The sequence below is a fragment of the Neisseria sp. Dent CA1/247 genome (assembly GCF_022870825.1).
Lineage (GTDB): Bacteria > Pseudomonadota > Gammaproteobacteria > Burkholderiales > Neisseriaceae > Neisseria > Neisseria zoodegmatis.
On sequence record NZ_CP091522.1, the window covers coordinates 63,096 to 89,598 of the forward strand.

Annotated in this window: 28 protein-coding genes; 20 read left to right on the forward strand and 8 right to left on the reverse strand. The window is 52.9% G+C overall.

The genetic code is table 11. From position 1 onward, the window contains the following. Window positions 1-61 precede the first annotated feature (61 nt). Window positions 62-1,402, forward strand: a complete 1,341-nt coding sequence (locus LVJ85_RS00275) for a murein transglycosylase A (RefSeq protein ID WP_244740453.1) — start codon at window positions 62-64, stop codon at window positions 1,400-1,402. 192 nt (window positions 1,403-1,594) lie between these two features. On the opposite strand, the gene LVJ85_RS00280 is transcribed toward LVJ85_RS00275, so the two are convergent. From LVJ85_RS00280 to LVJ85_RS00300, 5 genes are all read right to left on the reverse strand, one after another. Continuing rightward, complete coding sequence (locus LVJ85_RS00280) at window positions 1,595-2,491, reverse strand: polyprenyl synthetase family protein (RefSeq protein WP_244740455.1); 897 nt, start codon at window positions 2,489-2,491, stop codon at window positions 1,595-1,597. Then, the gene (locus LVJ85_RS00285; protein ID WP_244740457.1) at window positions 2,475-2,705 is read right to left on the reverse strand and encodes an exodeoxyribonuclease VII small subunit; all 231 of its coding nucleotides are present in this window, start codon (window positions 2,703-2,705) and stop codon (window positions 2,475-2,477) included. Before LVJ85_RS00285 ends, LVJ85_RS00280 begins: the two co-directional genes overlap by 17 nt. Window positions 2,706-2,878: 173 nt before the next feature. Further along, the gene (gene dinG / locus LVJ85_RS00290) at window positions 2,879-5,008 is read right to left on the reverse strand and encodes an ATP-dependent DNA helicase DinG (protein ID WP_244740460.1); all 2,130 of its coding nucleotides are present in this window, start codon (window positions 5,006-5,008) and stop codon (window positions 2,879-2,881) included. Window positions 5,009-5,115: 107 nt separating this feature from the next. Continuing rightward, the gene (locus LVJ85_RS00295; RefSeq protein ID WP_244740462.1) at window positions 5,116-5,592 is read right to left on the reverse strand and encodes a hypothetical protein; all 477 of its coding nucleotides are present in this window, start codon (window positions 5,590-5,592) and stop codon (window positions 5,116-5,118) included. Between the two features lie 174 nt (window positions 5,593-5,766). Continuing rightward, on the reverse strand, window positions 5,767-6,942 hold the full coding sequence (locus LVJ85_RS00300) for a phosphoglycerate kinase (RefSeq protein WP_244740465.1): 1,176 nt from the start codon (window positions 6,940-6,942) through the stop codon (window positions 5,767-5,769). Window positions 6,943-7,108: 166 nt separating this feature from the next. Here LVJ85_RS00300 and LVJ85_RS00305 point away from each other — a divergent pair, with 166 nt between their 5' ends. From LVJ85_RS00305 to murA, 10 genes are all read left to right on the forward strand, one after another. Beyond that, window positions 7,109-7,576 carry a GNAT family N-acetyltransferase gene (locus tag LVJ85_RS00305; RefSeq protein ID WP_244740467.1) on the forward strand — a complete coding sequence of 156 codons (468 nt, stop codon included), beginning with the start codon at window positions 7,109-7,111 and terminating at the stop codon, window positions 7,574-7,576. 85 nt (window positions 7,577-7,661) lie between these two features. After that, window positions 7,662-8,171 (forward strand): hypothetical protein, encoded by a 510-nt coding sequence (locus LVJ85_RS00310; RefSeq protein ID WP_244740469.1) that lies wholly within the window; start codon window positions 7,662-7,664, stop codon window positions 8,169-8,171. 296 nt (window positions 8,172-8,467) lie between these two features. Further along, on the forward strand, window positions 8,468-10,000 hold the full coding sequence (gene istA, locus LVJ85_RS00315) for an IS21 family transposase (RefSeq protein WP_182073206.1): 1,533 nt from the start codon (window positions 8,468-8,470) through the stop codon (window positions 9,998-10,000). Further along, entirely contained in the window at window positions 9,987-10,715 is a 729-nt protein-coding gene (gene istB, locus LVJ85_RS00320) for an IS21-like element helper ATPase IstB (protein WP_370686940.1), read from the forward strand. The genes istA and istB overlap by 14 nt, the downstream gene beginning before the upstream one ends. A 146-nt stretch (window positions 10,716-10,861) precedes the next feature. Continuing rightward, a complete protein-coding gene (vapB, locus tag LVJ85_RS00325; RefSeq protein ID WP_004284447.1) occupies window positions 10,862-11,086 on the forward strand; it encodes a type II toxin-antitoxin system VapB family antitoxin in 225 nt (74 codons plus the stop codon). 2 nt (window positions 11,087-11,088) lie between these two features. Next, window positions 11,089-11,490: a tRNA(fMet)-specific endonuclease VapC gene (gene vapC, locus LVJ85_RS00330; protein ID WP_115134051.1), complete on the forward strand. Its 402-nt coding sequence runs from the start codon at window positions 11,089-11,091 to the stop codon at window positions 11,488-11,490. Window positions 11,491-11,699: 209 nt separating this feature from the next. Continuing rightward, entirely contained in the window at window positions 11,700-12,869 is a 1,170-nt protein-coding gene (locus tag LVJ85_RS00335) for a benzoate/H(+) symporter BenE family transporter (RefSeq protein WP_244740472.1), read from the forward strand. A 247-nt stretch (window positions 12,870-13,116) separates the two neighbouring features. After that, window positions 13,117-13,836, forward strand: coding sequence for an S-methyl-5'-thioinosine phosphorylase (locus tag LVJ85_RS00340; protein ID WP_244740474.1), 720 nt, complete (start codon window positions 13,117-13,119; stop codon window positions 13,834-13,836). A gap of 67 nt (window positions 13,837-13,903) precedes the next feature. Continuing rightward, window positions 13,904-14,485 (forward strand): molybdopterin adenylyltransferase, encoded by a 582-nt coding sequence (gene mog, locus LVJ85_RS00345; RefSeq protein ID WP_244740476.1) that lies wholly within the window; start codon window positions 13,904-13,906, stop codon window positions 14,483-14,485. Window positions 14,486-14,810: 325 nt separating this feature from the next. Next, entirely contained in the window at window positions 14,811-16,061 is a 1,251-nt protein-coding gene (murA, locus tag LVJ85_RS00350) for a UDP-N-acetylglucosamine 1-carboxyvinyltransferase (RefSeq protein ID WP_244740479.1), read from the forward strand. A gap of 247 nt (window positions 16,062-16,308) precedes the next feature. Here murA and LVJ85_RS00355 read toward each other — a convergent pair whose 3' ends face one another. Together LVJ85_RS00355 and arsC are read right to left on the reverse strand one after the other, a co-directional pair. Next, window positions 16,309-16,968 carry a YdcF family protein gene (locus tag LVJ85_RS00355; RefSeq protein ID WP_244740481.1) on the reverse strand — a complete coding sequence of 220 codons (660 nt, stop codon included), beginning with the start codon at window positions 16,966-16,968 and terminating at the stop codon, window positions 16,309-16,311. Window positions 16,969-17,019: 51 nt separating this feature from the next. After that, entirely contained in the window at window positions 17,020-17,376 is a 357-nt protein-coding gene (gene arsC / locus LVJ85_RS00360) for an arsenate reductase (glutaredoxin) (RefSeq protein WP_085364483.1), read from the reverse strand. A gap of 121 nt (window positions 17,377-17,497) precedes the next feature. On the opposite strand from arsC, the gene LVJ85_RS00365 reads away from it, so the two are divergent. After that, on the forward strand, window positions 17,498-17,980 hold the full coding sequence (locus LVJ85_RS00365; RefSeq protein WP_244740484.1) for a TlpA disulfide reductase family protein: 483 nt from the start codon (window positions 17,498-17,500) through the stop codon (window positions 17,978-17,980). 118 nt (window positions 17,981-18,098) lie between these two features. Here the strand turns inward: LVJ85_RS00365 and tsaA are convergent, their stop codons facing one another. Further along, complete coding sequence (gene tsaA / locus LVJ85_RS00370) at window positions 18,099-18,773, reverse strand: tRNA (N6-threonylcarbamoyladenosine(37)-N6)-methyltransferase TrmO (RefSeq protein ID WP_244740486.1); 675 nt, start codon at window positions 18,771-18,773, stop codon at window positions 18,099-18,101. Window positions 18,774-18,879: 106 nt separating this feature from the next. Between tsaA and LVJ85_RS00375 the strand changes: the two genes are divergently transcribed. From LVJ85_RS00375 to LVJ85_RS00410, 8 genes are all read left to right on the forward strand, one after another. After that, complete coding sequence (locus LVJ85_RS00375; protein ID WP_244740489.1) at window positions 18,880-19,515, forward strand: nicotinamidase; 636 nt, start codon at window positions 18,880-18,882, stop codon at window positions 19,513-19,515. 59 nt (window positions 19,516-19,574) lie between these two features. Further along, a complete protein-coding gene (gene waaC, locus LVJ85_RS00380; protein ID WP_244740491.1) occupies window positions 19,575-20,549 on the forward strand; it encodes a lipopolysaccharide heptosyltransferase I in 975 nt (324 codons plus the stop codon). A 257-nt stretch (window positions 20,550-20,806) separates the two neighbouring features. Beyond that, window positions 20,807-21,556, forward strand: coding sequence for an electron transfer flavoprotein subunit beta/FixA family protein (locus tag LVJ85_RS00385; RefSeq protein WP_115134060.1), 750 nt, complete (start codon window positions 20,807-20,809; stop codon window positions 21,554-21,556). A gap of 13 nt (window positions 21,557-21,569) precedes the next feature. Then, window positions 21,570-22,502: an electron transfer flavoprotein subunit alpha/FixB family protein gene (locus LVJ85_RS00390; protein ID WP_244740493.1), complete on the forward strand. Its 933-nt coding sequence runs from the start codon at window positions 21,570-21,572 to the stop codon at window positions 22,500-22,502. 64 nt (window positions 22,503-22,566) lie between these two features. Further along, window positions 22,567-23,619: a low specificity L-threonine aldolase gene (locus LVJ85_RS00395; RefSeq protein ID WP_244740495.1), complete on the forward strand. Its 1,053-nt coding sequence runs from the start codon at window positions 22,567-22,569 to the stop codon at window positions 23,617-23,619. Between the two features lies 1 nt (window position 23,620). Next, entirely contained in the window at window positions 23,621-24,244 is a 624-nt protein-coding gene (locus LVJ85_RS00400; protein WP_244740497.1) for a YigZ family protein, read from the forward strand. 220 nt (window positions 24,245-24,464) lie between these two features. Further along, a complete protein-coding gene (gene purD, locus LVJ85_RS00405; protein ID WP_244740499.1) occupies window positions 24,465-25,736 on the forward strand; it encodes a phosphoribosylamine--glycine ligase in 1,272 nt (423 codons plus the stop codon). A 162-nt stretch (window positions 25,737-25,898) separates the two neighbouring features. Further along, the gene (locus LVJ85_RS00410; protein WP_244740501.1) at window positions 25,899-26,468 is read left to right on the forward strand and encodes an L-threonylcarbamoyladenylate synthase; all 570 of its coding nucleotides are present in this window, start codon (window positions 25,899-25,901) and stop codon (window positions 26,466-26,468) included. Window positions 26,469-26,503: the final 35 nt, after the last annotated feature.

The window sequence follows — 26,503 nt, forward strand, 5'->3', positions numbered from 1 at the left end:
TACCGCTTGATTTTTATTAAATACAGGCCGCCCGCCGGCCGCCTGCCACACCATCGAAGTTATGAACCGTTCAAATATCTACCGTCTCGCCCTGCTGGGCATTACCGCCGCCGTATTGGCCGCCTGCGGAACCAAAAAATCGCCGTCTATTACCAAACAGCCGCCGCGCACCGTGCCGCCCGTTGCAACGGCGGGCGAACCGATGCCCGCCGGCACGCCGTCTCCGCAAGGCTACACGCACACGCCGGGCGGTGGTGCCAGCTACACCGTTGTTCCCCACAACGCCATGCCGCAATGGAACGAACAGAATTTTTCCGAAAGCCTGCGCTCGTTCCGCCTCGGCTGCGGTAAGCTGCAAGCACAGTCCAATTGGCAAAACGTGTGCCGTCAGGCCGCCCAAACACCTTATCAAAATGCCGCCGCCAAAGCCTTCTTCGAGCAGTATTTCACACCGTGGCAGGTAAGCGGCAACGGCAAACTCGGCGGCACGGTTACCGGTTATTACGAGCCGGTGCTGCACGGCGACGTGCGCAGTACGCGCAAAGCCCGCTTCCCCGTGTACGGTATTCCGAACGACTTTGTGTCCGTAGAATTGCCGGCCGGGCTGCGCAACAGCAAAACCACCGTGCGCGTGCGTCCTACCGGCCAAAACAAAGGCGCGATTGATGCCAACGGTGCCTACACCGCCGACTTGAGCCAGTTCCCCATCACCGCCCGAACCCGCGCCTTGAAAGGCCGTTTTGCCGGCAACCGCTTCGTGCCTTACTACACCCGCGCCCAAATCAACGGCGGCGCGCTCGACGGCAAAGCACCGATTTTGGGCTATGCCGACGACCCCGTAGAGCTGTTTTTCCTGCACATTCAAGGTTCAGGCCGCTTGAAAACGCCCGACGGCCGCTACATCCGCTTAGGCTTTGCCGATAAAAACGAATATCCCTACGTATCCATCGGCCGCTACATGGCCGACAGGGGCTATCTGACTTTGGCGCAAACCACCATGCAGGGCATCAAAGCCTACATGCGGCAAAACCCGCAACGTTTGGCCGAAGTATTGGGCCAAAACCCCAGCTATGTGTTTTTCCGCGAACTGCCCGGCAATGACGACGGCCCCATCGGTGCGCTCGGCACACCGCTTTTAGGCGAATACGCCGGCGCGGTTGACCGCCACTACATCACCCTCGGCGCACCGCTGTTTGTGGCCACCACCCATCCCGTCAGCAACTACGCCCTCAACCGCCTGATTATGGCGCAAGACACCGGCAGCGCGATTAAAGGTGCCGTGCGCGTGGATTACTTCTGGGGCTACGGCGACGAAGCCGGTGCGGTGGCAGGCAAACAGAAGCACACCGGCTATGTGTGGCAACTGCTGCCCAACGGCGTGATGCCGGAATACCGTCCGTAAGCAAAACAATTTGCCGTAAAGCATAAAAGATGCCGTCTGAAAATGTTTTCAGACGGCATCTTTATATTATGTTTTCCAAGTTGAACCTTACAGCCATCAAATCAAAATGAATAAATGGATACACGTCATACTCGGGGCAAGCCCTAGTATGACGTATCGTAAAAAGTCAAACCGATAAATTTGGGTTGCGCATCAATTCTTACGCGCCACGACAAACTGCGCCAACATCCGCAAATGTTCGGCCTTATCGCCAAACACATCAATGATGTCCACCGCTTCGGCCACCAGCGTTTCCGCATAACGGCGGGCTTCGGCCAGCCCCATCAGCTTCACATACGTCGGTTTGTCGTTGTCGGCATCTTTACCCGCCGTTTTACCCAATGTCGCCGTGTCGGCCTCGCAGTCGAGCACATCGTCAATCACTTGGAAAGCCAAACCGAGCTTGGCGGCATATTGATCGGCACGCTGCAAATCATCGTCGTTCAAATCCGGGCAGGCCAATACGCCGAGTATCACGGCGGCGCGGATAAGGGCGCCGGTTTTGAGGCTGTGCATCTGTTCCAAATCGCATTGGTTCATCGGCTTGCCTACATTTGCCAAATCAATCGCCTGCCCGCCCGCCATGCCGAGGCTGCCCGATGCCTGTGCCAACACGCCCACCATTTTCAGTTGGCGCGCGGGCGGCAAGGCTGTGGGTTGGCTTAACACATCGAAAGCCAGCGTTTGCAGCGCATCGCCGGTCAGCAGGGCGGTGGCCTCGTCGTATTGGATATGGCAGGTAGGTTTGCCGCGGCGCAGGCTGTCGTTGTCCATTGCGGGCATATCGTCGTGCACCAGCGAATAAACGTGTATCAGCTCCACTGCCGCCATTGCCCGTTCCACCGCTTCGGTATCGGCATCGCCCAATTCGGAAGCGGCCAACACCAGCAGGGGGCGCAGGCGTTTGCCGCCGCCGAGGGTAACGTAACGCATGGCTTGATGCAGGGTGTGCGGCACAATGTTTTCAGACGGCATCACGCGCTCGATCACCAGCTCGGCCTGCGCCTGTGCTTTCAGCTGCCATGCTTTCAAATCATTCGCTTTGCTCAAGGTTCAGCTCCTTCAGTTCGCCCGCGTCCAATACCTGCAACTTCTGCTCCACTTCCGCGAGCTTGGCTTGGCAGTATTTCACCAGTTCGTTGCCTTCCTGATAGGCGGCCAGCGCGTCTTCCAACGGCATCTCGCTGCTCTGCATGGCTTGGGTGAGGGTTTCTAAACGCTTCAGCGCATCTTCAAAAGATTTGGGTGCGGCAAATTTTTTCATATCGGTAAGAGGGTAAAAGAAAGGCGGTATTGTAACATTTTTAAGCGAACGGATTCGGCTGCTTTAGTGAAGCAAATACCGTGAATTGAAATACTGGTTTAAGGCCGTCTGAAAACAGCAAAATTTTTTCAGGCGGCCTCATGTGGTTCTCCGGCTTTAAACGCCAAACCAACCTAACCAATCCGTTTAAACGGCGGCAGGCAGGCGAGCATTTGGCGGCCGTAGTTTTGGGTTTTGACGCGGTTGTCGAGTATGGTTACGCGGCCGTAGTCTTGCTCGGTGCGGATCAGCCGCCCGACGGCCTGCACCAGTTTGATGCTGGCTTCGGGCACGGTGATTTCGATGAATGGATTACCGCCGCGCTGCTCGATCCAGCGGTTTTGGGTTTTTTCGATGGGGTTGTCGGGCATGGAGAACGGCAGTTTGGCAATGATGACCTGCACGCAGGCTTCGCCGGGCAGGTCGAGTCCTTCGGCGAAGCTGTCCAAACCGAAAATGATGCTGGCGCGGCCGTCTGAAATGGCTTGGTAGTGTTTTTGCAGCAGCACGGCTTTGGGCAATTCGCCTTGCACGAGCAAAAGTGGTAGGTAGTCTTCGGGCAGGTGCAGGGCGACATCCTGCATTTGTTTGCGCGAGGAAAACAGCACCAGCGTGCCGATGGCTTCGGCGGGCGAAATCAGCTTGGGCAGCCATTCGACGATGGCGGCGGTGTGCGCGGCGGGGTCTTTCGGGCTGGCGTGTACGGGCGGGATATACAATTCGCCTTGCGCGTCGAAATCAAACGGGCTTTGCAGAGCGAGCGTAGTGGTTTCGGGCAGCCATTGCAGGCCGGTTTGGCGCAGAATCAGGCTGAAGCTGCCGAGCGATTGCAGGGTGGCGGAGGTGAGCACGGCTCCGGCGGCGCGCCGCCACAGGTTGTTGGCCAGATACGATGCGCTGCTGATGGGGCTGGCGTGGAAGAAGTAGTCGTTTTTGTCGTCGAGACGGCGGGTTATCCATTTGGCCAGCGGTTCTTCGCCTTCGGCGGGTACGGTGGAAAGCAAATCCCATGTGGCGGTGATTTGCTCGATGCGGGCGCGGAATACGCCGAATTCGGTACTCAGGCGGTCGATTTGGGCGCTGTTTTGGTCTTTGTCGCGGCGGGCGGAGGCCAAAGCGTCGTTGAGACTGTTGATGTGTTTGTAGAGGCTGCGGGCGGCGATGGCGGTGTTGGATACGGCCAATTCGAGCGCTTCGGGAATTTTGCCGTCTTGCCACAGCCACACGGATTCGTTGTTTTCAGACGGCCTCAATTCCGGCTCTTCGGATAAGTGGAACTGCCATTCATGCAGGCTTTCAAGCAGTGCGGCGGCGGCTTCGTTGGCAAGGTTCGCCAGCTCGGCTTTGTCGGTTAAGGTAGCGATTTTGGCGATAACGGCGGGCAGTTTTTCCAACGCCCACACCGCTTGGTTCCACGAATGCTCGGCAGCAAACTGGCTCAGGGCTTTTTTGGGCAGGTGGTGCGCTTCGTCGATGCAGTAGAAGCTGTTTTCGGGGGCGGGCAGAATCACGCCGCCGCCCATGCTGATATCGACCATCAGCAAATCGTGGTTGGCCACGACGACATCGACGTTTTCCAGCGTGTCGCGGGCAAGGTAAAACGGGCATTCGGGGCGGTTGGGGCAGGCGGCTTTGAGGCAGCCGTAGTTGTCGTTGTTCACCTTCATCCAGATGGTGTCGTCGATTTTTTCCGGCCAAGTGTCGCGGTCGCCGTTGAAGCGGCGGGCGGCGAATTCGTCGGCGATGTTGCGCAGCAGCTTCAATTCTTCGGGCTTGGGTTTGCTGTCCCACAGCACGGCGGGGGCTTCGAAGCCGAGCAGGTTTTGCTGGGCGTTGCTTTGGGTGAGTTGGTAGAGTTTGTAGGGGCAGAGGTAGCGTCCGCGGCCTTTGGCAAGCGCGAAAGTTAATTCCAAACCGCTTTGTTCCACCAAAAACGGCAAATCGCGGTCGACCAACTGCTCTTGCAGGGCAACGGTGGCACTGCTCACGATCAGCCGCCTGCCGCGCGTTTGCGCCATGATGCCGCCGGCCAAAAGATAAGCCAAACTTTTGCCCACGCCGGTCGGCCCTTCGATCACGACTATGCTCTCGCCTTCGCGTTTGGGCGCTTCTTCGCCTTCGGCACGGGTTTGCGTGCGCGAAAAGGCATTGGCAATGGCTGCAATCATCTCCCGCTGCGCGGCGCGCGGGCGGAAGTTGGGCAGGTTTTTGCCAATGTTTTGGTAATGGTCGCGGATGGCGTTTTTTTCTAAATCGGTGAGCATTGAGGCCGTCTGAAAAGCGCTGGAAAAGAAAAGGTGTATTTTAGCATTGATTATAGAGAAGGCCGTCTGAAATCCTGTTTTCAGACGGCCTTGAGCATATGGGCAGCTTAGGGGCGGTTTTGCGAAGCCAACCAGCCCGCAATGTCTTTACCTAACACGTTGGCGGTGCGGTAAAGCACGGAGCATGAGCCTTTGAAACCGCCGAACATACCGCCGGTCGAATTCCGTTTGAACGAATTTTGGGCTGTTTCCCGGCCATCTTGATACAGGGTAGTGCTTAGCGAGATACCTTTCCAATGGCCGATAAAGGCACTACCGGCACTTATGGCCGATTCGATCTCGATTTTGGCGTAAACGGCCTGATTTTCGGGAGCAGCGCTGCGCACCACGTTTAAGCCTTTGGCAGCAGCATGTTTAACGACAGATTCAGACAAGACCGTGCCGATTTCCGTACATTCGGAAACAATCCGATGATTAATGCGGCTTTCGTCTTGATAAGGAATTTTTTCGGCAATATGGATTTCCGAAGCGGAAGCAAAAGCCGCAGCCGTGCCGAGTACCAAGTAAAGTAAAACGTTTTTCATTTTCAACCGTCCTCAATCTGTAAACCATTTGAATTAAAGCGTTACCGCGCCGGAGATTATACGCCCAATTTTTTTATGATCAGCAGATTGAAATAGTTTACTGATAAACACATCAAAAAAATCGGGGAAAAGCCAACAGCCTTTCCCCGATAATGCTCAAAACTCAATGAAAGATTAAGCGCGTTTTTCCAAAACCGCTACGGCAGGCAGCTCTTTGCCTTCCAAAAACTCAAGGAACGCACCGCCGCCGGTGGAAATGTAGCTGATTTGATCGGTGATGCCAAACTTGGCAATCGCCGCCAAAGTGTCGCCGCCGCCGGCAATCGAGAAGGCGCTGCTGTCGGCAATCGCTTTCGCCAGCACTTCGGTGCCGCCGGCGAATTGGTCGAACTCGAACACACCCACGGGGCCGTTCCACACCACCGCGCCGGCTTTTTTCAGCGCTTCGGCCAAGGCTGCGGCGGATTGCGGGCCGATGTCGAGAATCATGTCGTCTTCGGCCACATCGTCGATATTTTTTACCGTCGCTTCGGCATCGGCGGCAAACGCTTTGGCCACCACTACGTCGGTCGGCAGCGGAACCACGCCGCCTTTGGCTGCCATTTTTTCCATGATTTTTTTCGATTCTTCCACCAAATCATGCTCGGCCAGCGATTTGCCGATGGGTTTGCCTGCAGCCAGCAGGAAGGTGTTGGCGATGCCGCCGCCGACGATCAATTGGTCGACTTTATCGACCAAGCTCTCGAGAATGGTGAGTTTGGTCGATACTTTGCTGCCGGCCACAATCGCCGCCAAGGGGCGGGCGGGCTCTTTGAGGGCTTTGCTCAATGCGTCCAACTCGTTTGCCATCAACACGCCGGCGCATGCCACCGGTGCGGCTTGGGCCACGGCTTCGGTAGAGGCTTGGGCGCGGTGGGCGGTGCCGAAGGCGTCGTTCACAAAGACATCGCACAACGCGGCATAGGCTTTACCCAATTCCAAATCGTTTTTCTTTTCGCCTTTGTTGATGCGCACGTTTTGCAGCATGGCCACTTCGCCTGCCGCCAAAACGGGTTTGTTTTCGCGCCAGTCGTTCAACACTTTGACTTCTTTGCCCAACAATTTGCCCAAGTGGGCGGCAACCGGAGCCACGTCGTCTTCCGGATTGAATTCGCCTTCGGTGGGGCGGCCCAGATGCGACATCACAATCACCGATGCGCCGTTGTCCAAGCAGTATTGAATCGACGCGAGCGATGCACGGATACGGGTGTCGTCGCTGATGCTGCCGTCTTTAAACGGCACATTCATATCGGCACGGATTAAAACGGTTTTGCCTTGTACGTTTTGTTCGGTCAGTTTCAAAAATGCCATGTCGGTTTCCTTGTCTGAATAAAATAAAGCCAATCAGCCGCATTATGCGGGAAGCGGCAAAAGCGGTAAAGGCGCGAAACTTGAACGGTTGATTTGTGTCATGATTACAATAGATTACGCTGAACGTATAATCATGTTTTCAGACGGCCTCCCGAAGCACTCCGCCATGACCATCCATATCAAACCCCTAAACCAATGCCCCCACCACATCGACGCGCTCGCCCGTGCGCTTTACACCGAATGGCACGATTTCGCGCCGTGGAGCGATATGCAGAAAATCCTCGACCGCTATCGCCATGCCCTAACAGCCGACACGCTGCCCAAAGTGTGGATGGCCGAAAACAGCTTTGGCGCATTGCTCGGCTCGGCTTCGTTGAAAGAATACGATTTGCGGCATTACCCCGAAGAGCGCTACTGGCTGGGCGGCGTGTTCGTGATGCCCGAACACCGCGGCTGCGGTGCCGGCGGCGCATTGGTAAAAACCTGTTTGCAGGCGGCGCAGCTGTTGGAAATCGACAAACTCTATCTCTACACCCCCGACATGCAGCCGCTTTACGCCCGCTACGGCTGGCAGGAAACCGACAAACGCGAAGTGAACGGCGAAACGGTTTCGGTAATGGTGCTGGATTTATAAGCCTTTTACACATACGCCTTTACAAAAAACCAGTATAATGAAAGAGCTACACTTGTTAAACCAAAAATAACCAAAAGGAATCATCATGATGAACAAACGTTTTTCTGCATTGCTGCTCACCGGTGCCGCAGCCCTTGCCCTGTCTGCCTGCGCCAACCATTCCGCACCTTCCAACGAAAACCAAGCACAAGCCCAAAGCCCCGCCGTCAGCGGTTCGTGCCGCAGCATGGGCGAAGGCCGTAAAATCAACAACAAAGGCAAAAACGATGTTTACATGTGTTCCGCACGCGCCGCACTGAATTCAAGCGAAGCCAAAGAAGTACTCAACCCCAACATCCGCGTAAGCTACGGCAACGTAGGCGGCAAAACCCTTGTTTCACGCCAAATAGCCAATGCCGTAGGCAAAACACCGGAAGAAACCTGCCAACGCGCTTTCTTGAGCGCGGTAAAACGCTTCCAATCCACCGCCCAACGCCATAACAGCAAATCCGTACGCGTAGTCAGCTACTTCGACAAAAAAACCGTCGGCGGCGACCAATACGAATGCCACATCGGCACATGGAACAGCCGCGTCGTACTGAAAGGCAATGTGTAATTCATTCTAGCTAACCGCTTAAACATAGCCTAAATAGCAATAAAATAACCCGGTATTTGCGTACAGTTCAAAATGATACTGTGTGTAAATACCGGGATTTTATATTTCAAAAAATATATAAACTTTCAAGTGAACAGGAAGATCAACTTTACAAGTTCATTTTCAAAATTACAAACAACCTTGTTAAATATCGTGCAAAACTGAGCCAGGGAAACGGGGAGTTGTGCTCCAAAAGTGAGCCACTCTCCGTTTGTTATAAACTGCTCCGCTCTATCACACAGCGGAGCCCAACCTGGATGTTATGCATGGAAACCATCGCAAAAGTGCACCGGCTTTTTCACCGACAGAAACTCTCACAACGTGAAATCGCCAAACAACTCAAACTCTCCCGCAATACAGTCGCCAAATATCTGCAGCACGCCACAGTCGAACCCCCCGTCTACCGCAGAGAACAAACCCATTACCCCAAGCTCGGTCCTTTTCTTGACGTGTTGACCCAACAGTTGCTCCAAGAAGCCCGGCTGCCCAAACAGCAACACCTTTCTGCCCGTCGACATTTCGAACGCCTCAAAGATGCCGGTTATGCCGGACAGTACAGCGCCGTTGCCGTATTTATCCGCAAATTCCGCCAACAGCACCAACCCAAGCCGGTTCCGGTCTTTATGGCTCAGGCTTTTGCTCCGGGTGATGCTTATCAGTTTGACTGGAGTATCGAAACCGTTTGTTTGGCCGGACAGACCGTTAAGGTAAATATCGCTCATTTCCGCTTATGCCACAGCAGGGCTTTTTTCGTTTGTGCTTATCCCAATCAGAAAGCCGACATGTTGATGGATGCGCACAACCGCGCATTCGCTTTCTTCGGCGGCGTACCTGCCCGCGGTATCTACGACAATATGAAGACCGCCGTTACCCGCATCGGCAAAGGCAAGGAGAGAGAGTTTAACGCACAGTTTTTACAGATGATGACCCACTTTCTCATTGAACCGGTTGCCTGTACCCCGGCTTCCGGCTGGGAGAAAGGCCAGGTCGAGCGGCAGATACGCCACCTGCGCGAAAGATTGTTCAAGCCGACTTTGGCTTTTGATTCCTTTACCTCTCTCAACGACTACCTGCAACAGCAATGCCTGCGGCTGATGCGGCAGCACAAACATCCCGAATACAGGCAGCCGGTTAACGACATATGGGAAAGGGAGAAGCATTCGTTGGCTGCTTTCCGTCCCTATCCGGCAGAACGTTTGGAGATACTCAAAGTCAGCAACCAATCTTTGGTTACCGTCGAACGCCACCGTTACAGCGTACCGGTCGAATGGGCGGGCAATACGGTTAGGGTTTATATCGGCGCACAGACTGTCCGCTTTTGTAGCGATACCGACTGTATTGCCGAACATCCGCGCAGCTTTGTGAAAGACGGCATCAGCTATAACCCTTGGCATTTTTTGCCCTATCTGCAAAAGAAACCCGGAGCGTTAAGAGACGGCAGGGCTTTTATCGGCTGGGTACTGCCGCCCGTCATAGAGCGTCTGAAAGCCTGTTTGCTTAAGCAGCCCAAAGGAGACCGGGTAATGGTCAAACTGCTGAACCTGATGGCCGAATACGATGCCGACTTGGCATTGACGGCAGCGGAATTGGCATTGGACGAAGGTATGCCGACTCCGGAGGCAGTCTTGAACATCATCAACCGTCTGAAAGAACCGCCTCCACCCCGTTTCCATATTAGGGACATCCCGCTTACCGTCCCGCCGTCAGTTGATTGCAGCCGTTATGACCGCTTACTGAGTCTGTCGGGCAAACAAACGGATACGATGAAGGAGAAGCATCATGCAGCATGAACGTCTGGCCGGACTGTTGAAAGAATTGAAACTCGGTGCGATGGCGGAGCAGTGGGATGAAATCGTAGTGGACGGCATCCGTCGCAAACGGGGTACGCTGGATATTCTGGAGCGGTTGTTGACTGCCGAACATATAGCCAAAACCGCAAGGAGTATCCAAAACCGGATTAGCCAGGCAAGGTTTCCGCAACACCGCAGTTTGGCCGACTTCGATTTTGAGCAGAGTTTGATACACCGTCCGGCATTGGAACTGCTTTTGGGCGGGGACTATATCAGACAGAAGCGTAATGTGGTGTTGGTAGGCGGACCGGGTACGGGCAAAACGCATATTGCCACAGCATTGGGTATCGAAGCGGCGACACAAGGATTTAGGGTACGTTTTTGGAATGTACTGGACTTGGTCAACAAATTGGAAGCAGACAAAGACGAAGGCCGTCTGAAACTGACCGAGCAGCAATGTCGGTACGATTTGTTGATTCTTGATGAGTTGGGGTATCTGCCGTTTAGTCAGAAAGGCGGTGCGCTGCTGTTTCATCTGATGAGCCAACTGCATGAAAGGACGAGTGTTGTCATGACAACCAATTTGGCCTTTAGCGAATGGGTGAAACTGTTTATGGATGAAAAGATGACGGGTGCTTTACTGGACCGCCTGACTTATTGCTGTGATATTTTTGAGACGGGCAATGATTCTTACCGGATGAAACACCGCTCATAGGGTGGCTCAATTTTAGACCACAACTGTGGCTCAGTTTTGGAATGGAATTGACATCCCCGATAGGCACATCTAAGAAAAACTACTCCATTCTACGAAGCAAACCGTGTTACACTTGCCCGTATATGTATCTACAAGGAGTATCTATCATGGCTCAAGCGACTCTTTTTAAAAGCAATCAAACCCAAGCCGTGCGTCTGCCTAAAGCAGTAGCTTTTCCCGATGATGTGAAAAAAGTGGAGGTGGTCGTATTGGGAAAATCGCGCCTGCTCACGCCCAGTGAAAACTTATGGGACGATTGGTTTGCACAATTGCCGCAAGCCGACTTTCCTGACCGCGAGCCTAGTTTTCAAGCCGAGCGGGAGAGTTTCTAACCATGCTTCGCTATATGCTTGATACCAATATCTGCATTTACACGATTAAAAACAATCCCGCAGCAGTGCGCGAAAAGTTCCAACAACATCAGCATCATATGTGTATCAGCAGCATTGTGCTGACCGAGCTGCTGTATGGTGCTGAAAAATCAAGCAATCCGGCCAAATCTCTAGCCTTAATTGAAGGTATGGCGGCACGATTGGAAGTATTGAATTTTGATGAAACTGCTGCTGCCCATGCTGCGGAAATCCGTGCTGATCTTGCCCGGAAAGGCACGCCAATCGGACACTATGATGTTCTGATTGCCGGCCATGCCCGCAGCCGCGGTTTGATATTGGTCAGCAATAATCTGCGGGAATTTGAGCGGGTAGCGGGGTTAAGGTTGGAGAACTGGGCAGTTTGAAAGCAGCCGTGTATATGAATCGATAAACGGGCGCAGCCTGTAATGATGTCGGATCCAAGAATCCGGCCTGCATGTATCTTGAAGGCCGTCTGAAAGCAAGCTTAGTGAGCTTCGCTAAAAATCTATTTCCCCCTGCCCGCTATTGGGCAAAGGCAGCGGCTTATGTTAATGTTATAGCCCTTTCCGTTAACCATCACACCCGACACATCATGCCCCGTTTTTCTGATTTTACTGCCGCCCACCTTTCCGCCGCGCTGGCGGCATTGCTGGTTTCTTACGGCAGCGCTGCGGTGATTATTTATCAGGCGGCGTCGGCTTTTGGTGCGTCGCAGAATCAGATTATTTCGTGGTTCACTTCTTTGAGCTTGATGTGCGGCATACTCACCATTGTTTTGAGTATCCGTTATAAAGCGCCGGTGATGATTGCGTGGTGCACGCCGGGCGCGGCGGTGTTGGCCGGTGTGTCGGGGATTCCGATGCAGGATGCGGTGGCCGGTTTTATCGCGGCGGCAGCGGCGATGTGGATGGTGTCGGCTACGGGCTGGTTTGACCGCTTGGTCAGAATGATTCCAGCCTCGCTGGTGGCGGCGATGCTGGCGGGGATTTTGATTAACTTCGGCAGCAAGGTGTTTGGGGCGATGGAGCATCAAACCGTGCTGGTGTTGATGATGTTGGCGGTGTATTTTTTGAGCAAAATCCGCTTGCCGCGTTACAGTATTTTGCTGATGTTGGTTACCGGTTTCGGCTATGCGGCTTGGGCGGGGTTGCTTGCTACCGACAAACTGGTGTGGCAAAACCCGGTGCTTGAATGGGTGTGGCCGGGCTGGCATGTGGGACACATTATCAGCGTGAGCGTGCCGCTGTTTATCGCTTCGCTGGCCACGCAAAACGTGCCGGGTATGGCGGTGCTGCGTGCTTACGGATACCAAACGCCTGCTCGCCCGCTGGTGGAAAGCAGCGCTGCGGCCACGGTGTTCACCGCACCTTTGGGCGCGTTTATGATCAATCTTGCGGCCATCAGCTCCGCCATCTGTATGGGCGGCGATGTCGATAAAAATCCCGACAAACGTTATTTATCTACCGTGCTGTTGGGCGTGCTTTATCTGCTGATTGCGGCGGCGGGCGGGATGACGGTAGCGCTGTTCAACGTGTTGCCGCCCGAATTGCTGGCGGCGCTGGCGGGCATTGCGATTTTCAGTACGCTGCAAGCCAATCTCAGTGGCGCATGGCAAGACGATACTGCCCGTGAGGCGGCGTTGGTAACGCTGTTGGCTTCTGCTTCGGGGATGACGCTCTTTGGCATCGGCAGTGCATTTTGGGGCTTGGTGCTGGGCTTGGCGGTGTATCAGCTTCATAAGAGAACGCATTCCCGCGCTTAAACGGCGCAACATCGTTTTGAGGCCGTCTGAAAAAATTCAGACGGCCTCATTATTTGCATATAGATAGGCAAACGAGCGGGCAGCGCACAACGCAGAAATGCGCCGCAGATGGGGGGTGCAAAGGTCTCGACCTTATTGCTTGTAGCACCAACCGCAAGTTTATTGGCGATATATCGGCGCGAACACACACATCGGCAGGCTAATCCCTTACAATAAAGCCCTTTCATTTCTACCTACGGATTCCGCCATGATAGCCGTTATCGGCGGCAGCGGCCTGACCCGCCTGCCCGAACTCCACATCAACCACCGCCGCATCGTGCGCACGCCCTACGGCCTGACCAGCAGCCCTTTGCTGTTTGGCAAACTGGGCGGCAGCGACATCGTGTTCCTCGCCCGCCACGGCTTAAGCCATTCGCTCGCCCCGCATGAAATCAACTACCGCGCCAATATTTGGGCGCTGCATTCCGTCGGTGCGGACAGCATTATCTCCGTCGCTTCCGTTGCCGCCTTGAGCGAAGACTTCGAGCCGGGTTCTCTGGTGGTGCCCGACGATTTGATCGACTACACCTTCAACCGCAGCAGCACCTTTTTTGAAGGACAATCTCAAGCGGTTGTGCACATAGATTTCTCGTTCCCCTACGACAACGCACTGCGCCAAGCCGTATTGGAACACGCCGCCAGCCACGGTACGCCGGTGTACGACAAAGCCGTTTACGCCTGTATTCAAGGGCCGCGCCTGCCCACACGCGCCGAAGTGCGCCGCTACCGCGAAGACGGCGCCGACATCATCGGCATGACCGGCATGCCCGAAGCCGTATTGGCCCGCGAACTCGGCTTGCCGTATGTACACCTCTGCGGCGTTACCGGCATCGGCTGCTTTACCGGCAACGGCGGCAGCGCCGACTCATGCAGTGTAGAAAACCGCAGCGCCATAGAGAAAATCCGCCGCCTTTTGGTAGATTTGTAAGGCACAAATATCCAGGCACGTTGGGTTACAAACCCCCGCAGGCCGTCTGAAAAGGAGCTTTCACAAAATGAACCATATACTCGACACCGTCAGAATCGGCCTGCTGTCCGCCAGCGACCGCGCCAGCAGCGGCGTATATCAAGACGAAGGCATCCCCGCACTCAAAACATGGTTGCAGGCCGCCGTCAACAACCCGATTAACTTTGCCGAAGCACTGGTTCCCGACGACCAAACCGCCATCGAAGCCGCCCTATGCCGCATGGCCGATACCGACGGCTGCGACATCATCTTTACCACCGGCGGCACCGGCCCCGCCCCGCGCGACATCACGCCCGAAGCCACATTGGCCGTCATCGACAAAGAAATGCCCGGATTCGGCGAACAGATGCGCCAAATCAGCCTCTACTATGTGCCTACCGCCATCCTTTCCCGCCAAACCGCCGGCATCCGCGGCAAATGCCTGATCGTCAACCTCCCCGGCCGCCCCAAAGCCATCGCCGAAACCCTCGGCGGCGTGCGCGATGAAGAAGGCAACATCAAAGTGCACGGCTTATTTAGCGCCATTCCCTACTGCATAGACCTGATCGGCGGTGCCTTTATCGAAACCGACGAGGCCGTATGCAAGGCGTTTAGGCCGAAGCAGAAATAATCATTGTTGCGCTTCCGAATCATTTGAATGAGGCCGTCTGAAATGCTGGTGTTTCAGACGGCCTGTTTAAAAATTTATGGCAGACCCATACAAAACTTACGATGCTTTTATTTAAAAGAGATATACAGATAAAAACAGCAATCTTTTGCTTAATGCAAGTATATTTTTACCAAAAACCTGCCTGTCAAACGTTACCGAGCCATATTTGAATCAGCCGGAATACTTTATAATTGCACGTTTATTTTTATATTGATTTGATACACTGACCGCATCGGCTCTGATTTTCAAATTGCATGTGCCGGTGTTGATTACCGAAAGAACCACTGTGGATAAACTCAAAATCTCCGCCAACGGCCCGTTAAACGGCGAAATCACCGTATCCGGCGCAAAAAACGCCGCCCTGCCGCTGATGTGCGCAGGCTTGCTCACCGCAGGCACTTTGCGCCTGAAAAATGTACCCATGCTGCGCGACGTGAAAACTACCCAAAAACTGCTGCAAGGCATGGGTGCGCGCGTGCTGACCGACAATGTGCACGAATTTGAAATCAACGGCGGCACGGTCAACAACACCGTTGCTCCGTATGAATTGGTCAAAACCATGCGCGCTTCGATTTTGGTGCTCGGCCCTACGTTGGCGCGTTTCGGCGAAGCCCAAGTGAGTTTGCCCGGCGGCTGCGCCATCGGTTCGCGCCCCGTCGACCAACACTTGAAAGGCTTGGAAGCAATGGGCGCGGAAATCACCATCGAACACGGCTACGTGAAAGCCAAAGGCCGTCTGAAAGGTGCGCGCGTGGTGATGGATGTGGTTACCGTGGGCGGCACCGAAAACCTGCTGATGGCCGCTACTTTGGCCGAAGGCACCACCATTTTGGAAAACTGTGCCATCGAGCCCGAAGTGGTGGATTTGGCCGAATGCTTGGTCAAAATGGGTGCGAAAATCAGTGGTATCGGCACGTCGACCATGACCGTCGAAGGCGTGAAAGAATTGCACGGCTGCGAGTACAGCGTCGTGCCCGACCGCATTGAAGCAGGCACTTTTCTGTGTGCCGTCGCCATGACCGGCGGCAAAGTGGTGTTGCGCAACGCCGCACCGAAAACCATGGAAGTGGTGCTGGATAAGCTGGTGGAAGCCGGTGCCGTTATCGAAGCGGGCGACGACTGGATTTCCATCGACATGCAGCAACGCCCCAAAGCCGTCGATATCCGCACCGTTGTCCACCCCGGTTTCCCCACCGACATGCAGGCACAGTTTATGGTGATGAATGCCATCGCCGAAGGCACCGGCAAGGTGGTGGAAACCATTTTTGAAAACCGCTTCATGCACGTGCCCGAGTTGAACCGTATGGGCGCGAACATCACCGCCGAAGGCAATACCGCTATTGTGAAAGGCGTGGAAAGATTGTCCGGCGCTACCGTGATGGCCACCGACCTGCGCGCTTCCGCCAGCTTGGTGATGGCGGGCTTGGTGGCCGACGGCGAAACCATCGTTGAGCGCATCTACCACCTCGACCGCGGTTACGAGCATATCGAAACCAAACTCGGCAAAGTGGGCGCGAAAATCGAACGTATTTCGTGATTGCGTTATTAAATGATGAAGTTGCATTGAAGGCCGTCTGAACATTTTCAGACGGCCTTCAATCATGTTTATTGGCTTGCCGGTTTCAATTTTTTGCATTGGCCTGTGGCAAATAAGTTTATTTTGGATACAAGGCAGTAAGCCGCAGATAGTAGATATAGCGCGGAACTGATTCTATTGCCCGCTTTAATGGTATGAGGCCGTCTGAAAGTGATTTTTCAGACGGCCTTTTATTGATATTTGGCGTTTACCTCAAACCGAAGAAGCGTAAGACGCTGTTGCCCCAGTGCTCTGCGTAGTAGAGAAACAGGGCGTAGCTTTCTTGAAAGAGAAATTTGGTTTTTTTCTGCGAGGCGGTGTAGCGGCTGGTGGGTGTGCCGGACACAGCGGCGTTTAGTTCGAGGTCTTTGGCAATGGCGGCGGCCCGGGCGGTGTGGTAGGGGTCGCTGACGATGATGATGGTGCGGATGCCGTTGTCGCGCAGCAGTGGAACGATGTTGTAGAGGTTGTCGTATGTGTTGCGCGAGGTGTTTTCAAAGAGGATGTCGTGCGCGGGCACGCCTTGTTTGATAGCGTAGCGGCGGCCGACTTCCGCTTCGGTCATGAAGCCTTTTTTGGGCGTGCCGCCGGTGAACACGAGTTTTTCCACGCGTTTGCTTTGATACAGGGCGATGGCGTGATTGATGCGCTCTTGGAACACCGGCGAGGGGCGTTTGTCCCATGCGGCCGCGCCGAGCACAACGGCGGCATCGGCGCGCACGCCGGCGGGCAGGGTTTGGTTGCCGGTGTGGTAAACCGACCAAATACAGCAGGCAAACGAAAACAGCACCAGCAGCAGGCTCAGCATGATGCCGTGCAGCAGGTGGTAGCGTAAGCCGTTGCGGCTTCGGAAAATCGGTATGCTCATAAGGTTTTCGGCTTGCTTGCCGGATGCCTCTGCCTGGCGGCCGGAGGGTGTTTACAATAGGGCTTCAATGTTTTCAAGCGGGCGGCCTACGGCTGCTTTGTTGCCGACAACGGCGATGGGGCGTTCCAGCAAAGCGGGATGTTCGGCGATGGCTTGGAGCAGTTGGTCGTCGGTTAAGTCGGGATTGTTTAAATTCAATTCTTGGTAGAGCGCGTCTTTCACGCGCATCATGCTGCGGGGTGAGTCTGCGCCTAATTGTTTGAAAATGCTTTTTAATTCTTCAAATGAAGGCGGCGTGTCGAGATAGTTGACCACTTTGGTTTTCAAACCGCGGACTTGTAACAGGGCGAGTGCGGCACGCGATTTGCTGCAACGGTTGTTATGGTAAAGTGTAACGGCTTCTTGCATGGCAGTTCCTCGGATTTTCATCGGTTTTCTGATTGTAAACCAAGCTTTACAATTTGTCTTGTGCCTGAGGCCGTCTGAAAAGCATAAAATAATGGCGGTTTAATTTTGATAAGGTGCAGAAATGAAAAAGGTATATGCGTTTTTGCTGGCGATGGCTGCTATGACCGGCAGCCATGCGGTTGCGGCTGATTTGCAGAGTTGGAACGGCACGGCGCCGCAAAGTACGGCTTCTTTAAAAGCTCCGGTGCGGATTATCAATTTGTGGGCAACTTGGTGTGGCCCTTGCCGCAAAGAAATGCCGGAAATGTCGGCCTGGTACAAAAAACAGAAAAAAGGCAGCGTGGATATGGTGGGCATTGCGCTGGACAGCAGCGACAATATCGGCAAGTTCCTCAAGCAAACGCCGGTCAGCTACCCTATTTGGCGTTATGCCGGCAAAGACAGCCGCGGCTTTATGAAGGAGTTTGGCAATACCGTGGGCGGGCTGCCTTTTACGGTGGTGGAAGCGCCGAAATGCGGCTACAAACAGGCGGTATTGGGCGAAATCACGGCGAAGAAACTGGATGAGGTTTTGAAAGCGGCGCAAACGAAGTGCGGTCGTTGATCGATAAACCGGTTTAAACCGTTATCTTCGTTTTAATGCTGTTAATTGTAGATAAAAGTTACGATTGTATTGAATGATAGAGGCCGTCTGAAAACTGATTTCAGACGGCCTTTGCTTACTATATAGGCAGAACGGCAAGTACAACTGCTTGGTTGCCTTGGATTTGGAATTTCACTTCATATCGGGCGATTTGCATTACATAAATGCGGTCGGGAATGTCTTGATAGGCGGGGCGCGGGTCTTGAGCGATGCTTTGGCTGATCAGGCTTTTCTCGGCGGGTGTCAGCAGGGAATGTTGGCAGTCGTCATGCCAGATGACGTTGAGTTCTTCGGGTTTGACATTGGCGAAACCGCCGGCAGCATCGGGCTTGGCTTCGACAAAGGGAATGTAGGGTTTGATGTCGATAACGGGGGTGTTGTCGAGCAAGTCGGCGCCGCTGCAATACAGGCGCACAGGTTTGCCGGTTTCGATGCGTTCCAATTTGAGAAGCGACAGGCCGAGATGGTTGGGGCGGTGCGGGCTGCGTGTGGCAAAGACGCCCATTTTTTGTTTGCCGCCCAAGCGCGGGGGGCGTACCAACGGCGACCAGCCTTCTTCCAAAACGCCGTGAAAAATAAAGCTTATCCACACATAATCAAATGCTTCCAAACCGCGCACGCTGTCGGCATTAAATGTGTCGTTTAATTCGATGCAGACGGTGGCGGCAGGCACTAATCCGGGCTGGCGGGCGACGCCGAATTTCTGTTTGTATGGGGAGCGGACGATGGCGATGGGCGTGATGGTATATTGCATAGATGCCGTCTGAAAGGCGTTGAAAGGCAGTTATGATAACACTGTTATCGGTTTCAGACGGCCTTTGTTATAATGACGGCTGCCTTTAAGGATTGAGAGCATAAATATGATTGTGTCGATAGACGTTGACGCGCAAAAAACGTTTTCCCCGTTGTGCCCCGATGAGTTGCCTGTGGTGGAAGGCGATACGATTGTGGCGGAGTTGAATGCCCAAGCTGTACTGGCGGATTTGCGTGTGATGACGAAAGACGCACACAGCCCGTCTGCCAAATGGATTGTGCGGGATGCGGCCGATATGCTGAAGCCGACCGGAATGCCGGAAGCGGATTTGACTTGGGTGCCGCACGCCATCGTCGGCACGAAAGGCTATGAATTGCTTGACGGCCTGCCCGCTGCAAAAGACTATGATTATTGCGTGTGGAAAGGCGTGGACCCTGAGTTTCATCCTTATGGCGCATGTTTTCACGATATCGGCCAAAAGCTGAGTACGGGCTTGCTGGAATGGCTGCACAGTAAAGGCACGACGATGGTAATCGTTGGCGGATTGGCTACCGATTATTGTGTGAAAACAACGGTTTTACAGTTAATCGAAGGCGGCAGCTGGCAGGTTGTGGTTAACGCCGCTGCGTGTCGCGGCATTGCGCCGGAAACCGTAGAATCGGCGTGGAACGAAATGATGGATGCCGGTGCGATCGTGCTTGAAAACGCAGATGCAATTTCAGATTATATTAAGAAACAATAGCTTATATTTTATTGCGTCATGTTTCACGTGGAACATCTGTTTAAAGGTTGGGTGGAGAGATGAAAGTTTTGCTGGTAAGGCTGTCCAGTATGGGTGACTTGATCCACACGCTTCCTGCGGTGGATGATTTGTCACGGATGCGTCCTGATGTGGAATTGCATTGGCTGAGCGAGGCGGGTTTTGCCGATATTGCCCGCTTGCACCCTTTTGTGAAAAACGTACACATAATGCGCTGGCGGCAATGGCGCAAAGAGCTGACGCAATATTCTGTTTGGCAAGAAATAGGCCGTCTGAAAAATGATCTTCAGCAGCAACGCTTTGATTTTGTGTTGGATAGTCAAGGCTTGATGAAGAGTGCGGTCTTTGCCAAAGGGGCCAATACACCTGTTAAGGGGTTGGATTTCGGCAGCGCCCGTGAGCGCTGGGCGGCTTTGATGTATAACCAAACCTATGCCGTGCCTAAAGGTCGAAATGCGGTTTGGCGAAACCGTGCTTTGTTTGCGCAAGCGTTTGGCTATACGATGCCGTCTGAACAGCGTTTCGGCTTGGTTGTGCCGCCGGAAGGCAAGCTGGAAGGTTTGGCGCCACAATATTATGTCGCCCTTCATGCAACCAGCCGCGACAGTAAACTATGGCCGCTTGAGCATTGGATAGCATTGCTGCAAAAGCTCCACGATGATGACGGTTTTCTTGTTTATCTGCCGTGGGGAAATGAAACGGAGAAGCTGCGGGCAGAACACATTGCTGCAAAACTGCCTTTTGCGAAAGTGTGCGATAAACTGAATCTGCTTCAGGCTGCCTATTTGTTGAAACATGCTGTGGGTGTGATCGGCGTAGATACAGGCTTGCTGCATTTGGCCAATGCTTTGGATAAGCCTGTGGTTGGTATTTATACGGATACAGACCCTGCCAAAACAGGTGTGCAACCTTCCGATTGGGCGGTTAATCTAGGAAATGCCGGCCGTATTCCTTCGGTGGAAGACGTGTATCAAGCTTTGCGTGTTTGTGTTCAGCGTAAGGATGAGGCCGTCTGAAAAATATTGCCGATACGGGATTTAAGATTGCTTGGTCGGCGAAGAAGGTTTAAACGCTTAAATGGGATGTCGGGTATAATGGCAGACGTAAAATCGTTATAAAACGGCTGCTTATGCTCAAAAAGTGTTTGCGAGAACTTTATAAAGAAAATCGGTTCAGGCTGTTTTTATAAGAAAGCTTCAAGTAAGATTTTTTATAAAAACCGTTTATTGATTTTCTTGCCGTATGAACAATCCGGCTTGATGAAGGAGTATTCATGAAAGCTTTGGTGGCTGTAAAAAGAGTGGTGGATTACAACGTAAAAGTCCGTGTAAAAGCCGACGGCTCTGATGTGGACATCGGCAACGTAAAGATGTCGATGAATCCGTTTGACGAAATCGCCGTTGAAGAAGCGGTACGTTTGAAAGAAGCCGGGAAAATCAGCGAAATCGTAGCTGTTTCTTTGGGCGGTAAAAAATGCGAAGAAACCTTGCGCACAGCTTTGGCTATGGGTGCGGATCGCGCCATCCACGTTGAAACCGAAGCCAAGCTCGAGCCGCTTGCCGTGGCTAAATTATTGAAAGCGGTTGCAGAAAAAGAAGCACCGCAACTGCTGTTACTGGGTAAACAGGCCATTGATGATGATGCCAACCAAACTGCCCAAATGCTGGCCGCTTTATTGAATGCTCCCCAAGGTACTTTTGCATGCAAAGTAGAGTTGGCTGATGGCGAAGTATTGGTAACCCGTGAAATTGATGGCGGCGAAGAAACCGTTGCCTTAAAACTTCCGGCTGTGATTAGCACGGATTTGCGTTTGAATGAGCCGCGTTTCGTAAAACTGCCTAATATCATGGCGGCAAAGAAAAAACCTTTGGAAAAACTTGCGCCTGCGGATTTAAATGTCGATATTCAGCCGAGATTGAATGTGGTTAAAGTGGCAGAGCCTAAACAACGGCAAGCCGGTATCAAAGTCGGCAGCGTTGCCGAGCTGGTTGAAAAACTGAAAAACGAAGCGAAAGTTATCTGAGGGGAGACGTGAAATGAGTATTTTGATTATTGCAGAACACAACAATCAGCAATTAAATCCCGTTACCCTTTATGCAGTTACCGCTGCTTCTAAACTTGGCGACGTGCATCTTTTGGTGGCCGGCCAAGGCGCTGTTTCGGTAGTGGAAGAAGCCAAGCAAATTCAAGGAGTGGCTAAGGTTTTATCGGTGGAGGCAGCCCATTACGCAGAAGGTTTGGCTGAAGAACTTGCTCCGCTGGTTGTGAAATTGGCTGAAAATTACCAGCACATTGGCGCAACGGCTTCTGCTTTCGGCAAAAACCTTTTGCCTCGTGTGGCCGCATTGTTGGATGTGCCTCAAGTTTCGGATTTAACAGAAGTAGTTGATAATAAAACGTTTGTCCGCCCTATTTATGCAGGTAACGCTTTTGAAACCGTTCAAAGCGATGCGGATAAATTGGTTTTGACTTTCAGGGCTACGGCTTTTGATGCGGCAGAAAAAGGCGGCAACGCCGAAGTTGTGAATATTGAAGCTGCGCCTGCACAAAATTTGAGCCGTTTTGTGAGCCGCAAACTGGCACAATCAGACCGCCCAGAGTTGACCCAAGCCAAAGTGGTTGTGTCCGGAGGTCGGGCCTTGGGCAGTGCGGAGCAATTCAATGCGTTGATTACCCCGCTGGCTGATGCTCTCGGCGGTGCCATAGGTGCATCACGCGCCGCGGTGGATGCTGAATACGCACCGAATGCTCTTCAAGTTGGGCAAACCGGTACCGTAGTAGCTCCCCAGCTTTATATTGCCGTCGGCATTTCCGGAGCGATTCAGCATATTGCCGGTATGCAAGACAGCAAAGTGATTGTTGCCATCAACAAAGATCCCGATGCTCCCATTTTCAATATTGCAGATTATGGATTGGTGGGCGATTTGTTTGAGATCGTGCCGCAATTAACCGCTGCATTGAAAAACTAAATGTTTCACGTGAAACAGGCCGTTTGAATAAATTCAGACGGCCTTATCTCATTGAAAGCCCGTTATGAAACCGTTGCATCATCCTCATCACATTTCCTTTGCTTCCGACAATTATTCCGGCGTGCTTCCTGAAGTGATGGAAGCATTGGCTGCGGCAAACGGAGGCCATGTCAGGGCTTATGGCAATGATCCCTATACCGAGCATCTGCAAACGCTGATTCGGCAGCATTTCGGCGATACCGCGCAGGTTTTTCCGGTTTTTAACGGTACGGGAGCTAATGTATTGGCTTTGCAGGCATGTTTGCCCCGTTGGGGATCGGTGATATGTGCGGAAACGGCGCATGTTCATCATGATGAAAGTGTGGCACCGCAGGCTGTGGGTGGGTTCAAGCTGTGGACGGTTCCTACTTCCGACGGCAAGCTCACGCCGGAATGGATTGCCCGAGAGGCATACGGTTACGGATTTGAGCATCGTGCCCAGCCATTGGCGGTGAGCATCACGCAATCTTCCGAGCTTGGGACGGTATATAGGCCGTCTGAAATCAGCGCGATTAGCGAGTCTTGCCGTGAAAAAGGCATGGTGCTGCACATGGATGGTGCGCGGTTGTCTAATGCAGCTGCGTCGTTGGGTGTGTCTTTGCGTGAAATCACAACGGATGCCGGTGTGGATATTGTGTCGTTCGGCGGTACGAAAAACGGCTTGATGTTTGGCGAGTGTGTGATTGTGCTGAATCCTGAAAAAGTTTCAGACGGCCTCAAATATCTGCGCAAATTGAATTTGCAGCTTGCGTCGAAAATGCGCTTTTTGTCCGCCCAGTTTATTGCCCTTCTTTCAGACGGCCTTTGGTTGCGTTCTGCTCAGCACGCCAACGCAATGGCAGCGAGGCTTTCAGACGGCCTCTCGCAGATCGAGGGAGTAGAATTGGTGTGCCCTACCGAAGCCAACGGCGTGTTTGCCCGTTTGCCGCAAGGTGTAGCTGATAAACTGCACGAGCAGTTCGTTTTCTATGATTGGGACAACGAAGGCACGGTGCGGCTGATGTGTAGTTTTGACACTCGGAAAGCGGATGTGGATGCTTTAGTAGCAGCCGTCAAAAAAGCCGTAGAGGCCGTCTGAAATGAGCGAAGTTTCCACTTATCAAACCATTGCCGCTCCGGCAGAAGCTGAGTTTAAAGATAAAGGCAGCCGCTTCATCGCATTTGCTTATCCTGTGCGAACCACAGAAGAAATCAAAGCGCATGTAGACGCACTGCGCGAAGCCCATCATAAGGCGCGGCACTGGTGTTATGCCTACCGTTTGGGAACCGACGGCAATCAATTTCGTGCCAACGATGACGGCGAACCTTCAGGTAGTGCCGGAAGGCCGATTTTAGGGCAGATTGATTCGGCAGGCTTAACCGATGTGTTGATTGTGGTGGTGCGTTATTTCGGCGGCACGCTTTTGGGTGTGCCGGGATTGATTCATGCCTACAAAACTGCGGCTGCGGAAGCGTTGCAAGTTGCAGAAGTGGTTGAAAAAAATATCGAAAAAACAGTGTGGCTGCGCTGTGATTATCCGCATTTGAATGACGCCATCCGAATCGCCAAGCAGCATCACGCGGAAGTTGTGGCTCAAGATTTGCAGTTGGATTGCCGTTTAACGATTCGGATACCTTTGGCTCATTACGATGCTTGTGTCTCCGCTTGGCAGCATACACGGGCTATTGATGTGCAAACTGAGCTTGCGCAAGATATGTCTTAAATGCCTGCAAAATATTGCGGCTTGATTTGATGAGCCAAATGCCGGATTGAGATACTAAACCTCAATTATTTTCTATCTGCGTTCAAGGCTGGGAGAATGCAGCATAAATCTTAGAAAATGAAGATGTTATCGCCATCTTAAGCTGTCGGGCTGCATCAAAATCAGCTATAATTCCATGCTTCATTTATGCCTGCAAACAAGTGTTAATCAAGGAAACAACATGAAATTACTCGTTATCGGTAGCGGCGGGCGCGAACATGCGCTGGCGTGGAAATTGGCACAAAACCCCAATGTGGAAACCGTATTCGTCGCTCCGGGCAACGCCGGTACGGCTACCGAACCGAAATTGCAGAATTTGGCATTAAGCGCCCATGCCGATTTGATTGATTTTTGCAAACGGGAAAATATCTTTTTTACCTTGGTCGGCCCCGAAGCACCGCTGGCCGCAGGCATCGTAGATGATTTTCGTGCTGCCGGTTTGAGGATTTTCGGTCCTACCCGTTATGCAGCACAGCTGGAAAGTTCCAAAGATTTTGCCAAAGCCTTTATGGCCAAATACGGCATTCCTACTGCCGGTTACCAAACCTTTGAAGATGCTCAAAAAGCCCATCAATATGTGCAGGAAAAAGGCGCGCCTATTGTGATTAAAGCCGACGGTTTGGCTGCCGGCAAAGGCGTTATCGTGGCGATGACCGAAGACGAAGCACACGCCGCGATTGATGATATGTTGCTGGGCAATAAAATGGGCAATGCCGGCGCCCGCGTGGTGATTGAAGATTTTCTGCAAGGCGAGGAAGCCAGCTTTATTGTGATGGTGGACGGAGAAAATGTGTTGCCGATGGCGACCAGCCAAGACCACAAACGTTTGCTCGACAATGACCAAGGCCCTAACACCGGCGGCATGGGAGCATACAGCCCGGCTCCGGTTGTTACGCCGGAAGTTTACCGGCGCGCTATGAATGAAATTATCCTGCCTACTGTGGCCGGTATGAAAGCAGAAGGTCATGAATTTACAGGGTTTTTGTATGCCGGCTTGATGATAGACCAAAGCGGCGCTCCGTTTACCATTGAGTTTAACTGCCGCTTTGGCGACCCTGAAACCCAACCGATTATGAGCCGCCTCAACAGCGATTTGGTTGCGTTGGTCGATCAAGCGATTGACGGCAAACTGGATACCGCTGTGGCGGAATGGAATGAACAAACGGCAGTCGGCGTGGTGTTGGCTGCGGAAAACTATCCTGAAACGCCGAAAAAAGGCGACGTCATCAGCGGCCTGGACGCTGCGAACCAAATCGGCAAAGTGTTTCATGCCGGTACGGCAGAAGATGGAAAAGGCAATATTGTGACCAATGGCGGGCGCGTGTTATGCGTGGTCGGTTTGGGTTCCGATGTGGCGGCAGCAAAAGCCAAAGCATATCAAGCACTTGAACCTATCCGTTTTGAGGGCATGCAATACCGCCAAGATATTGCCGACAAAGCCATCAAACGCTAAAGCTTGGCAGCAAACAGCAGCCGAGCATAAGTGAAGGCATTGCCATTCTGTATGCTTGTCTCAATACAGATACGGCAATCTGGGCAGCTTAAACACGAAAGGCCGTCTGAAAATTCAGACGGCCTCTTACTTACCTGAAGAGGCTTCTAGGATAATCCCGACATGATGAAATATTCCCGCATACTTTCCGCATCAGCACTAAAAAGGCTGAATGCGCATTTGAAGCGCGGCGGATTAATAGCCTATCCTACCGAATCCTGCTACGGTATCGGCTGCCTGCCGCAATATCCTTCCGCATTGAAAAAGCTGATTCGATTAAAAAAACGCCCTCAAAACAAAGGTATGATAGTTATCGGCAGTAATTTGCAGCAGCTTTTGCCTTTGCTGGAGAGGCCGTCTGAAAAAGTGGCCGCCATGCTGGATAACGAGTGGCCCGCACCAACAACCTTTCTGCTTCCTTGCCGAAAGCCGCCGGTATTATTGCGCGGCAAAGGGCGCAAAAAACTGGCCGTGCGTGTTCCGGCGCATCATCCGGCACGGCAGCTTTGCACCATGCTCTCAACTCCGTTGGTATCTACGTCATGCAACCGTTCGGGTGGCCGACCCTGCAAAAGCGAGCGCGAAGTACGCAGGCAGTTCGGGCGTAAAGTGTGGGTGGTCGGCGGGCGTACCGGTGGTTTGAAATCGCCCAGCCGTATTGTCGATGCAGACACAGGTAAACGATTGCGGTAGAGCCTTATTGAGAAAGCACAATGCAAGTTATAGAA